Raw genomic sequence first — 13,297 nt, 5'->3', positions numbered from 1 at the left:
CGCTCAGCGCCCCCCGGCGATGAAGCCGGGCATCCGCGCCCGGCGCTCGACCAGCGTCATCCCCGCCGTCACCGTCAGCGTGATGACGACGTAGATCACGGTCGCCGCCGTGAACGCCTCGAAGCCCTGGAAAGTGTATTCGGTGATCTGGCGGCTCTGCGCCGTCAGCTCCAGCACGCCGATGGTCAGAGCCAGCGAGGAGTTCTTGAAGATCGTCAGGAATTCCGACGTGAGCGGCGGCACGATCAGCCGATAGGCGACCGGCAGCAGGATGTGGCGGTAGAGCTGGGCGGTGCTGAGGCCGCTGGCGTAGCCCGCCATGCTCTGCCCGCGCGGGATCGACTGGATGCCCGATCGCACCTGCTCGGCCACGCGCGAGGCGGTGTAGAAGCCCAGACCCACCACGGCGGTGGTGTATTCGGGCAGCGGCATGTCGCGCTTGACCCAGCGGCCCCACTCCGCCGGCAGCAGTTCGGGGACGACGAAATACCACAGGAACAGCTGCACCAGCAGCGGGATGTTGCGGAACAGCTCGACATAGACGGTGGCGGCGCCCGCGATCCAGCGATTGGGCAGCGTGCGCGCCACGCCCACCACCGAGCCGAGCGCGAAGGCGATCACCCATGCGGCGAGCGAGACGGCGAGCGTCCAGCCGACGCCGGAGATCAACCAGCCGAGATAGGGCTCCTGCCAGAGGACACCCCAGTTCCAGTTGTATTGCATCGGCCCCGCCCCGAATGCGGCCCGGCGCGTCGCGCGCCGGGCCGTGCGCCGGTTCCTGCTCCGCTTACTGGGGCAGCGCGTTCAGCCGCCACGCCGCCTGCAGCAGTTCGGTCGGCGGCTCGGAGACGTCGGCGTTGGTCGGGAAGGGCTCGAACCACTTGGCGTAGATCTCGCGGATCTCGCCGGTGCGGAACAGATCGGCCAGCACCTTGGTCCCCAGAAGCTGGAAGGCGCTGTCGTCGCGCCGCACCATCAGCGCGTAGGGGTCGTAGGACAGGAAGTCGCCGACCACGGCGTAGTCCTGCGGATTGCGCGCCTTGGTGATCAGCCCGTAGAGCAGGATGTGGTCGGTCGAATAGGCGTCCACCCGATCGGTCTCGAGCGACAGGAAGCCCTCGGCGTGGTCCTTGACGTTGAGCACGTCGACGTCGAGGCCCTGCGCCTCGATGGCGGCCTTGATCACGCGCTCATTGGTGGTGCCCTGCGCCAGCCCGATCCGCTTGCCGACGAGGTCGGCCATCGTCGTGATGCCGCTGTCCTTCTTCACCAGCAGCTTGGTGCCGGTGATGAAGGTGACCGGCAGATAGGAGACCTGCTCCTGACGGGTGAGGTTGTTGGTGGTCGAGCCGCATTCGATGTCGATGGTGCCGTTGGCCAGCAGCGGGATGCGGGTCTGCGGCGTGACGGGGACGAAGCGCACGCCCAGATCGGGCTTGCCGAGCGTCTCCTTCACCGCATCGGCGATGCGCAGGCACAGATCGACGGAATAGCCCTTGGGCGCGGAGCCGTCCGACTCGATCCAGGCGAAGGGGATCGAGGTCTCGCGATGGCCGATCACGATTTCATTGGCCGCGTCGATCTTGGCGAGCGTGCCGGTGAGCTGCGCCGAAGCGGGGGCCGCGAGGCCGACCGCCGCGAGCGCGGCTCCGAGCAGAGGGGCGGCGCAAAGGGCTGCGAGGGTGCGTTTCATCTGGATGATCTCTCCTGTCGGTTTCTCCCGCGTCACGCCGCGCGGGGTCGGGGGTAGTCGAACGTCGAAACATAGCCGAAAAGTCCCGCGGCGCCGCCCGTGTGCAGGAACACCACGCGCTCGCCCTTGCGGAAATAACCCTTGCGGCAGAGGTCGATCAGCCCCGCCGCGCCCTTCCCGGAATAGACCGGGTCGAGCAGCACGCCTTCGAGCCGGGCGAACATCTCCACCGCCTCGACCATGCCGGGGGTGGGCACGCCGTAGCCGCCGCCGACGTAATCGGTGTTCGCCACCACGTCGTCGCGTTTCACGATCCCCGGAACGCCGAGTTTCTCGGCGGTCGCGCAGGCGAGGTTGAAGACGTTCTCCTCCTGCTTGGGCTTCGGCGCGCGCACCCCGATGCCGAGCAGCGGCACCTGCGCGTTGACGCCCTTCAGCCCCACGATCAACCCGGCCTGCGTGCCGGCGCTGCCTGTGGCGTGCACCAGATGGTCGATCGCGAGGCCCATCGCGTCGGCCTGCGCCATCAGCTCCTGCGCCGCATCGACGTAGCCGAGCGCGCCGGTGGGGTTCGAGCCGCCGCCGGGGATCGCGTAGGGCTTGCGCCCCTCGGCGCGCAGCTTCTCCGCCACGACGCCGAGTTCGGCGTTCATGTCGCCGCCGCCCGGGCGCTTCTCGGCGGTGGCGCCGTGCAGGAAGTCGAGGAACACGTTGCCGCTGCCGGTGTAGGCGGGGTCGTTCGAGCCGGTGCGGTCCTCGAGCAGGATGTGGCAGTCCACGCCGAGCTTCGCCGCGAAAGCCGCCGTCTGGCGGGCGTGGTTCGACTGGGTGGCGCCCTGCGTGATCACGATGTCGGCGCCCTGATCGCGCGCCTCGGCCATCAAGAATTCGAGCTTGCGGGTCTTGTTGCCGCCGGTGGACAGGCCGGTGCAGTCGTCGCGCTTGATCCAGATCTCGGGGCCGCCGAGTGCTGCGCTGAGGCGCTCGAGCGGCTCCAGCGGCGTGGGCAGATGGGCGAGCCGTATCCTCGGAAACCGCGCCAGATGCATCTTGTCCTCCCGTTGATGCGCCTGCAGGCTAGCTTGGAGGCTCGTCGCGCCGGGAGCAAACGCCAAATCCGCCGCTCAACTTGCGGAACTTGCAATTCCCCGTCGCGCGACCCCGCCAAACCGGGATGCGCGGTCGCGGGGACCGCGCGCCGGATCGGCTCCATGTCGACCTTGCGAAGGCGATGAGGCGGATCGCCGGGCCGCGGCGCGCGGTGGCGCGGCGGAACGCGCGGAAACGCCCCTCCGGCTCGGCGCCGCCGCCCGCGATCTCCAGCCGACCGCTCTCGAAACAGGGCCGCCGCACTAGGCGCGCCCTCGGGGCTGCGCACGTCGATCCCGCTCTCCGGGGTGACGTCGAACTCCGAGACCCGGTCGCCCGAAGCCGCCAGGCCAGCAGCTTGCCGCCACATGCGCCGCGCACGCCGCCGACCGGAAAGGCGCAGAGCCCCTCAGCGATGGGGTCCCGCCCGATGCGCCTCAACGATAGACGGCGATCGGCACGCGGCAGGCGCGGATCAGCGCCGCGGTGGTGCTGCCGATGACCAGCGCGCGCAGCTGGGAATGGCCGTAGGCGCCCATCGCCAGCAGACCGAATTCCTCGCGCTCGACCGTCTCGGCGATCACCGTCTCCGGGCGGCCCGGAGCGACGCGCGCCTCGACGTCGAAGCCGCCCGCGCGCAGCTGCGCCTCGGCCTTCTCCAGCGCCGCGCGGGTCGCGGAGGTGGGCTCGCCCGCCGTCAGCAGCAGCGCGCCGAGCCCGGCGAAGAGCGGCGAGCGCGAGATCGCGTCCACCGCCTTGAGCGCGCTGGGGCCGCCGTCGAAGGCCACGAGGAAGCGCGAGATCGGCTTGAAGGCGCGTGCGGCGATCAGCATCGGGCGGCGCGTGCTGCGCACCATGCGCTCGAGGTTGGAGCCCAGATGCAGCGTCGCGAAATCCGCCGCCTCGCCGCGCTTGCCGACGATCACCAGCTCCGCGTCCTCCTCGCGCTCGTCGAGCGTCGGCAGCAGGTCGCCATGGCGCAGCGCGACCGTCACGGAGCCCACGCCCGCCGCCTCCAGCCGCGCCTTGCCTTCGCCGAGCGCGAGCCAGGCCTCCTCATGCGCGAGCTTGGCGCGCTCGGCGTCGAGCGCGGCGAGCTGTTCGAGCAGCTTGCGCCGCCCGCCCGCGACGATCCGGCCCGAACGGTCCGACGACGCCGCCTCGCGCCGGCCGAGCACCTGCAAGAGCTCCACCGGCGCTTCCAGCCGCGTCGCGGCCCAGGCCGCGTGGTCGATCACGCTGTCGGCGTAGACCGAGCCGTCCACGCAGGCGAGCACCTTGCCCATCGCCGTCCCTCCTTCAATGGTCCATCAGCTTGTCGAGCGCGCCCGGCTTGTCGTGCAGCGCCAGCCGGTCCACCAGCGTCTCGCTCGCCGCGTTCATGCCGCGAAGTTCGACCTCCGCGCCCTCGCGACGGAACTTCAGCACCGCCATGTCCAGCGCCGCGACGCTCGAGATGTCCCAGACATGCGCCGCGCTGACGTCGATCACGACGCGCTCCAACGCCTCGCGGAAGTCGAAGGCGGCGAGGAAATCCTCAACGGATGCGAAGAAGAGCTGCCCTTCGACGCGATAGACGCGCGTCCGCCCGTCCTCGGACAGCTCCGAGCGCACGCGGAAGATCTGCGCGATCTTGCCGGCGAAGAACACCCCAGAGAGCAGCACCCCGATCAGCACGCCGATGGCGAGGTTGTGGGTGGCGACCACGCCCGCAACCGTCGCGACCATCACGACGCTGGAGCTGAGCGGGTGCTCGCGCAGCTTGCGCAGAGACGACCAGGAGAACGTGCCCACCGACACCATGATCATGATCGCGACCAGCGCCGCCATCGGGATGATCCCGACCCAGTCGCCGAGGAACACCACCATGATCAGCAGCAGCGCCCCGGCGGTGAAGGTCGAGAGCCGCCCGCGCCCGCCCGACTGCACGTTGATGACCGACTGCCCGATCATCGCGCAGCCGGCCATGCCGCCGATGAACCCGCTCGCGATGTTGGCGACGCCCTGCCCGACGCATTCGCGGTTGCGGTCCGACGAGGTGTCGGTGAGTTCGTCGACGATGGACGCCGTCATCAGCGATTCCAGCAGGCCCACGACCGCGACCGCGACCGAGGTCGGCAGGATGATCATGAGCGTCTCGAAAGTGAGCGGGATGTCGGGGAGCAGGAACGCCGGCAGCGCGTCGGGCAGCGCGCCCATGTCCGACACCGTGCGCACGTCCCATCCGAAATACATGACCAGTCCGGTGATCGCGAGGATGCACACCAGCGGCGCGGGGACCGCCTTGGTCGCCAGAGGGAGCAGGTAGAGGATCGCGATGCCGCCAGCGACGAGCGCCCAGGTGAGGACGGGCTGCCCGATCAGCTCGGGCAGCTGCGCCATGAAGATGAGGATCGCCAGCGCGTTGACGAAGCCCGTCAGCACCGAGCGCGAGACGAAGCGCATCAGCCGCCCGAGCTTGAGCGCGCCCGCCGCGATCTGGAGGACGCCCGCGAGGATCGTCGCGGCGAGCAGATATTGCAGCCCGTGCTCCTTCACCAGCGTGATGAACAGCACGGCGGTGGCCGCCGTCGCCGCCGAGATCATCCCCGCCCGCCCGCCCGCGAAGGCGATCACCACCGCGATGCAGAAGGAGGCGTAGAGGCCGACTTTCGGATCGACGCCCGCGATGATCGAGAAGGCGATGGCCTCGGGGATCAACGCCAGCGCCACGACGAGCCCCGCGACCACGTCGCTGCGCGCATTGCCGAACCATTCGTCGCGCAGCCGCGCCCAGTCGATCGCCCGCACTGTCTCGTCCTTCGCTCAGGGGGCGCCCGATCCGGAGCGCCGCCGATGTGCGGCCCCGGGCGCGTGCGCATTTGCTGTGTAGGATAGCGGCGTTATGGCGCAGCCGGGGGACGGGGCCAAGCGGAAACGTGCTGCGGTGGCGCATTTTCGCCGCATCGCGAAAAACGCGTCGGTCGGCGGTCGGAGATGCCGCGGTAGGTCGAGGCGTCCAAGTCCGCGCTTCGGGGCGGGCGCGGCGGCGGGTCAGGGTCCGGGTGTGGCCACCCGAAGTTCGACCGTCGACCGGCGATGGCCGCACATCGGCGCCGCCGGCCGCGCGCTGCGCCGGGCCGGAGGCTTCGCGCGCGGCTGGCTCCCGCTGGGACACGACCTCCGACCGAAGGGCGACTCACGGCGCAGCCGCTGATCCGGAGAAACCCGAGCAGACCAATCGAATGACTGGATCTGGCGCGTCGGTCACTCCCATTCCATCTGCTGATAGGCGGTCTGGGCGTTGCGGCCGGCGAGGGCCTCGAACTGCTCCAGATGGGCGAAGGCCGACTGATCGACGCCGGGCGCGGCCATGATGTCGCCGCCCGCCTCGATCAGTTCGGCGATCCGCGCACGCAGGTTGGTCAGATAATCATAGGTGTCGGCGCGGGCGCGGGCGAGCGTCGTCGGGGCGCCATGGCCGGGCACGACATGGGCGGGGTCGAGCGCTTCGATCGCCTCGAAGGCCGAGGGCCAGCCGGAGATCGACGACTGCTCGCCGACGCCGAGGATGCGCTCGACATAGACGATGTCGCCGGTGAAGACCGTGTCGCGCCCGGGCACCCAGACATAGCTGTCGCCGGGCGTGTGGGCCGCGCCTGGATGGACGATCTCGAAGGCCAGCCCCCCCAGCTCGACCGTGATCGCCTCGGCGAAGGTCTCGTCGGCATGGACCGGCTCGGTCCCCGCCAGCGCGTCGCCCAGAAGCTGCGAGAGCATGGTCATCTGCATCCCGCCGCGGGTCCGATGGTCCTCCACCGCCGCCTCGGACGCGACGATGCGCGCGCCCTGCGCCTTCCAGTAGCCGTTGCCGAGCCAGCGATGGTCCTGCCCGCCGGTGTTGACGACGAGGACGACCGACTTGTCGCTCACCGAGCGGACCGCCGCATGCAGCGCCTCGGCCCCCTTCCACGACCCGCCCGGATCGACGAGCACGAGGCCCTCGTCGGTCTCGACAAGGCCGAAAGTGGCGTTGTTGGCGAGGTTTTCGGGGCTGCGCTGCTCCTTCTCGCCGACGATCGCCCAGACGCCGTCGGTCACCTGCCGGATGTCGAGCGCCGCGGCGAGCGAGGGGGCCGCGGCGAGCAGCAGGGCGAGCGCGATCCTCACGACAACCAGCCTTCGAGCGTGCCGGCGTCCGGGAGGCCGCCGGCATGGACCAGCTTGCCGTCCACGCTGATCCCCGGCGTCGACATCACGCCGGCCATGGCGATCGACCTCGCATCGGTCACTTTCTCGACGGAAACCGCAACGCCGAGCTTCGCGGCGGTCGCCCTGACCATATCGGCGGTCTTCTCGCAGCGCGCGCAGCCTGGGCCGTAGACCTTCACGTCCTTCATCGTCTCGCTCCTTCAGAAGATCGCGTTGAACAGGAAGCCCACCGCGAGGATGCCCGCCGCCACCACGCCGACGAACACCCCGATCAGGCGCAGCGTGAGCACCTGCCGCAGGATCACCATTTCGGGCAGAGACAGAGCGATGACGCTCATCATGAACGCCAGCGTCGTGCCGAGCGCCGCGCCCTTGCCGAGCAGCGCCTCGACGATCGGGATGATCCCCGCCGTGTTGGTGTACATCGGAACCCCGACGCCCACCGCCGCCGGCACCGACCACCACGCCTCGCTTCCCATGATCCGCGCCATCAACTCATGCGGCACGTAGCCGTGGATCGCCGCGCCGACCGCGATGCCGCCGACCACCCAAGGCCAGACCTTGCCGACGATCTCGCGCACCTGCTCCAGCCCGATGCGGTAACGGTCGGCCATGGTGAGCGCGCGCTGCGCGATCTCGGGCGGCGGACCGGCGTGCAGTTCGCGCACCCAGTCCTGCAGCCAGCCTTCCAGCTTCATCCGCCCGATCGCCCAACCCGCCACCGTGGCGATCGTGAAGCCGACCGCCAGATAGGCGAGCGTCACTTCCCAGCCGACCAGCCCCAGCAGCAGCCCCAGCCCCACCGGCCCGACCATCGGCCCCGCGATCAGGAACGAGAACGTCACCCCCAGCGGAACCCCCGCCGAGACGAAGCCGATGAACAGCGGCACCGACGAGCACAAGCAGAACGGCGTCATCACCCCCAGCGTCGCCGCGAGCGGATAGCCCAGCGCCTCGCGCCGGCCCGCCAGCATCGCGCGGGTCTTCTCCGGCGAGAACCAGCTGCGCAGCACGCCCGTGACGAACACCACCAGCGTCAGCAGCAGCAGCACCTTCGGCACGTCGTAGACGAAGAAGGCCAGCGCCTCGCCGGAATGGCTGTTGCGGTCGAGCGAGGTCAGCGCCACGACCCATTCCGAGACCGGAAGGAGTTGGCCATAGGCCAGCCACCATAGCGCGAGAAATCCCGCGACGCCCACATGCCACAGCCAGTCGGGCGCCGAAGCGCGGGGGGCGAATACTGTCTGGACGCTCACGCCGCGTTCCTTTCCTCGATCGATGGCGCGGCCTTCGCCGCCGCCATCACCGCGTCGAGCATCGCGCGCAGCTCGGGCGTCAGATCGGGGTTGAGCCGGTAGCGCACCCATTGCGCGTCGCGCCTGTCCACCGCGAGACCGGCCGCTTTCAGCGTCCCCATGTGGCGCGACATGCGCGACTGACTGGCGCCGAGGCGCTCCATGAGCTCGCACACGCAATGCTCGCCGCCGTCATGCAGGATGCGCATCGCCTCGAGCCGGGTCGGATCGGCGAGCGCCGCGAGGATCGGGGTCAGCGGCATATCCGCCTCCATGCATATGCGTCATGATGCATGTAAAACCCCATCAATCCGATGTGCAATGCGGCGTTTCGGCGCCTCTGACGCGGCGGTCCGCAACGCGAAGGGCCGGCGCGTCTCCGCGCCGGCCCCATCTTCCGTCTCTCGTCGTCCGTATCAGCTGAAGTCGCGGATGTAGAACACGCGCGGCTTCGTCCCCTGATCGGCCAGCAGCACTTTGGGCTTGTGCTGCGCCAGCGCCTTGCTGGGGCCGCTCTCGGGGTCGTTCATGTCGCCGAAGATGCGCGCGTCCGCAGGGCAGGCGACGACGCAGGCGGGGTCCTCGCCGGCGGCGAGGCGGTGGTCGCAGAAGGTGCACTTCTCGACCACGCCCCGCGGTCGCACGCCCTCATAAGTCTGGGCGCGGGCTGGATTGTAATAGGGAAGCGGCGCGTCGAGCATCTGCGCGAGCTGGAAGCCCGTGCTGGTGCCGCCGCCCGCCACGATCGGCGCGCTTTCCTGCGCATAGACCTTGTGCGGTTCTTCCTTGTTGAACCAGATCACGCCGTAGGGGCAGGAGAGCTGGCACAGCCGGCAGCCGATGCACTTGTCGGCGTTGTGCAGGGTGAGGCCGTCCTCGTTCTTGTACATCGCCGTCGTGGGGCAGTTCTGCACGCAGGGCGCGTTTTCGCAGTGATTGCAGAGCGTCGGGATGTACTTGTACTTGACGTTCGGGAACGTCCCGCTGGTCTCGGTGATGTGGTTGGACCAATGGAACTCCACGGGCACGTTGTTCTCGGCCTTGCAGGCGATGTCGCAGGCGGCGCAGCCCACGCATTTGTGCAGGTCGATGACCATGGCGTAGCGCTTGGCGGACATGGCGTGTCTCCTTTCTCGGGGCTCAGGCCCGCTCGATCTTCACCCGCGACGGACCGCCATGGCGCGCCGTCGAGCCGCTCAGACGCTCGAACTCGGGATAGAGGATGTCGTTGTTGTTGCCGCCGAGCGGGATCCGCCCGAACTCCTTCGAGGCGACGCGCCCCATCGCCCAGTGGCCCTGGCCGTAGCACTTGGTCACCGTGCCGGGCCGCACGCCTTCCCACAGCTTGAGGTTCACGGTCATCGAGCCGGTGGTCGAGGTGATCTTCACCTGATCGCCGGTCTTCAGGCCGAGCCGCGCGCCGTCGACCGGGTTCATCTTCAGAACGTCGTCCCAGTTCTCGTCGCCCGGATCGCAGTTCTTGTGGGCCTGATACCAGGTGCAGTTCTGCGAGCGGCCTTCGCGGTTGAGCCGCGAGCGGTGCTCGAAGAAGATGAACGGATACTGCGCCTCGTCGCCGTGCCGCAGCGCCGGTTCGAAGTGGGGCACGAAGCACTGCTCGCCGCGCGCGAGGTAGTTGGTCGCCTCCATCACATCGTCGATGCTGACATTGTGCTTCTCGGCATGGCCCGCGAGCGCCTTTTTCAGCGTCTCGCTGTAGAACTCGAACTTCTTCGTCTCGGTCTTGAAGTTGTCGAGGCGCGCATCGTATTCGTAGCGCTTCGAGTTCCAGACGCCCTTGTCGAGGAAGTCCTGCCAGCCTTGCAGCGCGTCGCCGTTCTTGCCGTAGTCCGCATGCGTGGCGTCCCAGCATTCGCGCGTCATCTGCTTGACGCTGAACTCCGCGAATTCTTCCGGAGTCTCGGGGTGCTTGCCGGTCTCGGGGTCGGCGAAGCTCTCCTTGTAGTAGCGAAGCAGGTTGTCGAAGCCGCGTTCGGCGAGCTTCTCGGCGAGCAGCCACATGATCTCGGTCTCGTCGATCTTGCTGTCGGCGACCTTCTTGACCATCGGCTGCTGGATCGAGACGTAGCTGTGCAGGTTCTGCTTGTTCTTCACGAAGCCCCAGCGTTCGAAGATCTGGTGCGAGGCCGGCAGCACGATGTCGGCGAACATCGTCATCTCGCCGATATGCGTCGTGACATGGGCGAAGAAGGGCAATTCGGCCATCGCCTGGTCCCAGCGATGCGTGCCGGAGCAGGAGAAGTTGAAGTTGCACCAGTAACCGATGACGACCTTGATCTCGTAGGGGTCCTTCGCGAGCATCCCGTCGGCCGCCGCGTTGGTCACAACGCCGCCGCCGCTCTTGCCGCCATTCAGCACGGGGTGGGCGAGCGTGCCGCGCTGGTCGATCTTCTTCAGCTTGGTCTGCGCGACGGCGAGGTCGTCCTGATAGGGCTTGATGTCGCCGCTCGGGGTGCCGGCGTTCTTCGGCGCCGCCATGGTGCCGCCGCGCGCGTCGGTCGAGCCGACGAGCCCGTTGAGCGCATGCGCCGCCAGCGCAGCATAGCCGCCGCGCGCCTGCATCGAGGCGCCGGGGGACACCCAGCTGATGCAGCGGGGCGCCGCGTCCGCAAAGCCCAGAGCCACGCGCCGGATCTGCTCGGCGGGGATGCCGGTCCGCTCCGCCGCCCATTCCGGCGTGCGGTCCTTCAGCTCGATGTTCCACCACTTCACGATGCCGTGGGTGTGGATCTCGTTGAAGATCGGAACCATCTCGGGCTGCGCGTCGGTCGCCGTCTCGGGCGAAGCGGGCGCCTGGGCGACCTGCTCGGGCACGGTCTCGCCGACCTTGAAGCGGTTTTCGCCGTCGATGAAGTCGCCGACCCAGCGCTTGTTCCACTTGCCTTCGGTCAGGATCACATGCGCCATCGCCACTGCGAGCGCCGCGTCCTCGCCGGGGATAACCGGCAGCCACTCGTTCGCCTTGGCCGCCGTCGCCGACAGGCGCGGGTCGATCACCGCGACGGTCGCCCGGTCCTGCATCGCGCCCCAGAAGTTGATGGCGTGCGGAACCTGCCGGTTCGTGGACACCGGGTCGGCGCCCCAGCACAGCATGTAGTTCGTCGAGCCGATGTCGTAGTCGCGATAGTCCCAGAGCCCTTCGGTGTAGAATGCCCCGAATTTCTCGCCCTCGGCGCAGATCGCGGAGTGGCTGATGTTGTTCGGGCTGCCGAAGATCTTCGGCATGTCGTTGTACATCAGCGCGTTCTGGCCGGTGTAGCGGCCGCGGAACAGCACGAACTTCTCAGGCTCGCCGGCGTTGCGCAGCTCCATCATCCTGTCGGCGACGGTCCCCATCGCCTCGTCCCACGAGATCGGGACGAATTTCGGGTCCTCGGTGCGGCCCTTCTTCGGGTTGGTGCGCTTGAGCGGCGTCATCACCCGGTCGGGGTCGTAGACCTGCTGGAGCGCCAGATGGGGGCGCGGGCAGATCTTGCCGTGGTTGGCCTTGGCGTGCGGGTTGCCGCGCAGGGCGACGGCGCGGCCGTCGACCACCCGCACCTGAACCGGGCACCACGAGGTGCAGCCCTGGCAGGTGCTCGACTTCCACTCGCCGAGCGACTGGGGGGCGGCTTGCGCCTTCGCCTCTTCGGGGACGCCGAGGGCGACCGCGCCGGCGGCGCTGGCGACGAGGCTCGCGCCCTGAAGGAAGCCGCGGCGCGAAGGCTCCCACGCCATGTCGGTTCCCGGGGTCTTGATGTGCTTGGTCATGGGTCGATCCTCAGGACAGGGTCGGGAGCAGGGGCTGGGCCTGACCGCCCAGAACCACGGAGAAGCGGATCGCGAAGCCGCCGACGAGCAGCAGCAGGCTGGCGAGCGCCATGGCCGGAACCACGCTCTTGCCCTCGCGGATCGCGCCGATGGCCCAGATCGCGAGCCCAAGCGGAACCAGCAGGCCGAGCACGACGCCGACGCCGCCGATCAGACCGCCATAGGCGTCCATCCCCTCTGCCAGCGCCACGCGGGCGGGAAGCGGGCCGAAACGCAGCGAGACGTACCAGGCGAGAAGGTTCACCAGCATCAGCGCGATGGCGCCGACGAGGACGTAGCCGACCGGCTTCAGGCCGGCGGCGTAGCTCGCTGCGTCGCCTTCCTCGGCGCGCATGCCCGTCATCGCCTTGCGCAGCGTGTGCGCCAGCAGCGCGGCCGCAGTGCCGGTGATTACGAAGAGCAGGACCGACCCGACGACGCCCGCGGCGTTCGCCCAGATCGGATGCGAGGCGACGGTCGCCAGCAGCAGGCCGTGATAGACGCCGACCATCACCGCGAGGACTGCGCCGACGACGCCGACGACGCCGATCGGGGCCGCGGCCAGCGGTTCGGGCTTCGGGAAGACCAGTTTCAGCGCGAACAACGCCGCGAGCGCCACGAACAGCCCCTGGATCGAACCGCCCCACCACATCACCGAGGCGGGCGAGACGTTGAGCACCATCTGCAGCACGTTCGCCTTCATGCCGAGCTTCCAGAACAGCAGCGAGAGGCCCGCCGCCACGGCGATGGGCGCGATGACCGCGGCAGTCTGGGCGAGCGCCGCATAGCGCTTGTCGCCGCCGCGCCAGAGCGCGTAGGCGAGCAGGAAGGCGCCGACGCCGACGCCTCCGAGAAACAGGTCGAGCGCGACGCGCCAGTCCCAGATCACATGCGCGGCGACCTGGGTGTTGTAGACGATTGTCGGGTCCATGAAGGCTCTCCATCTCCGCCGCCGGCCCGGCGCGATGTGCAGGGCGGGCATTTGCCGTTCGCCAGATGGCGGATCGGCGCGATGACGCGACAACCGTTTCGGATGTCCGGCGCGTGATTGACCGCGATCAATTTACCCGGAAGCCCAATGCACTTGAAAAACCTGTGGTTTTTTCGATGCTGCAATTGCGAGAACCCGAATATCGGAATTCGATTTCAGGTTTTCGTTCGGCGTGAGGGCCTTACCTGATCATGACCGAAACGCTCGGGTTGCCGTTCGCGGCAGGCC

At 68.7% G+C, this 13,297-nt stretch carries 12 protein-coding genes; all 12 read right to left on the bottom strand.

Annotation, left to right across the window (positions count from 1 at the left end; genetic code table 11):
• Nucleotides 1-3: 3 nt before the first annotated feature.
• Complete coding sequence (locus V7Q31_RS10735) at nucleotides 4-723, bottom strand: amino acid ABC transporter permease (RefSeq protein ID WP_333833849.1); 720 nt, start codon at nucleotides 721-723, stop codon at nucleotides 4-6.
• A gap of 64 nt (nucleotides 724-787) precedes the next feature.
• Nucleotides 788-1,693 (bottom strand): amino acid ABC transporter substrate-binding protein, encoded by a 906-nt coding sequence (locus V7Q31_RS10730; RefSeq protein WP_333833848.1) that lies wholly within the window; start codon nucleotides 1,691-1,693, stop codon nucleotides 788-790.
• 32 nt (nucleotides 1,694-1,725) lie between these two features.
• Entirely contained in the window at nucleotides 1,726-2,742 is a 1,017-nt protein-coding gene (locus tag V7Q31_RS10725) for a D-cysteine desulfhydrase (protein WP_333833847.1), read from the bottom strand.
• 477 nt (nucleotides 2,743-3,219) lie between these two features.
• Entirely contained in the window at nucleotides 3,220-4,068 is an 849-nt protein-coding gene (locus tag V7Q31_RS10720) for a universal stress protein (RefSeq protein ID WP_333833845.1), read from the bottom strand.
• Between the two features lie 13 nt (nucleotides 4,069-4,081).
• The gene (locus V7Q31_RS10715; protein ID WP_333833868.1) at nucleotides 4,082-5,563 is read right to left on the bottom strand and encodes a SulP family inorganic anion transporter; all 1,482 of its coding nucleotides are present in this window, start codon (nucleotides 5,561-5,563) and stop codon (nucleotides 4,082-4,084) included.
• A gap of 465 nt (nucleotides 5,564-6,028) precedes the next feature.
• Nucleotides 6,029-6,931 carry an MBL fold metallo-hydrolase gene (locus V7Q31_RS10710; protein WP_333833843.1) on the bottom strand — a complete coding sequence of 301 codons (903 nt, stop codon included), beginning with the start codon at nucleotides 6,929-6,931 and terminating at the stop codon, nucleotides 6,029-6,031.
• Complete coding sequence (locus tag V7Q31_RS10705; protein ID WP_333833841.1) at nucleotides 6,928-7,161, bottom strand: thioredoxin family protein; 234 nt, start codon at nucleotides 7,159-7,161, stop codon at nucleotides 6,928-6,930. The genes V7Q31_RS10710 and V7Q31_RS10705 overlap by 4 nt, the downstream gene beginning before the upstream one ends.
• A gap of 12 nt (nucleotides 7,162-7,173) precedes the next feature.
• Nucleotides 7,174-8,229, bottom strand: coding sequence for a permease (locus tag V7Q31_RS10700; RefSeq protein ID WP_333833839.1), 1,056 nt, complete (start codon nucleotides 8,227-8,229; stop codon nucleotides 7,174-7,176).
• Entirely contained in the window at nucleotides 8,226-8,531 is a 306-nt protein-coding gene (locus V7Q31_RS10695; protein ID WP_333833838.1) for an ArsR/SmtB family transcription factor, read from the bottom strand. Before V7Q31_RS10695 ends, V7Q31_RS10700 begins: the two co-directional genes overlap by 4 nt.
• Nucleotides 8,532-8,684: 153 nt before the next feature.
• Nucleotides 8,685-9,386, bottom strand: coding sequence for a 4Fe-4S dicluster domain-containing protein (locus tag V7Q31_RS10690; RefSeq protein WP_333833836.1), 702 nt, complete (start codon nucleotides 9,384-9,386; stop codon nucleotides 8,685-8,687).
• A 22-nt stretch (nucleotides 9,387-9,408) separates the two neighbouring features.
• A complete protein-coding gene (locus V7Q31_RS10685) occupies nucleotides 9,409-12,039 on the bottom strand; it encodes a molybdopterin-dependent oxidoreductase (RefSeq protein WP_333833834.1) in 2,631 nt (876 codons plus the stop codon).
• A 10-nt stretch (nucleotides 12,040-12,049) separates the two neighbouring features.
• Nucleotides 12,050-13,009 (bottom strand): NrfD/PsrC family molybdoenzyme membrane anchor subunit, encoded by a 960-nt coding sequence (gene nrfD, locus V7Q31_RS10680; protein ID WP_333833833.1) that lies wholly within the window; start codon nucleotides 13,007-13,009, stop codon nucleotides 12,050-12,052.
• Nucleotides 13,010-13,297: the final 288 nt, after the last annotated feature.

Source organism: Rubrimonas sp. (genome assembly GCF_036788415.1).
Taxonomy (GTDB): Bacteria; Pseudomonadota; Alphaproteobacteria; order Rhodobacterales; family Rhodobacteraceae; genus Rubrimonas.
This window is presented reverse-complemented; position numbering and strand designations above follow the sequence as displayed.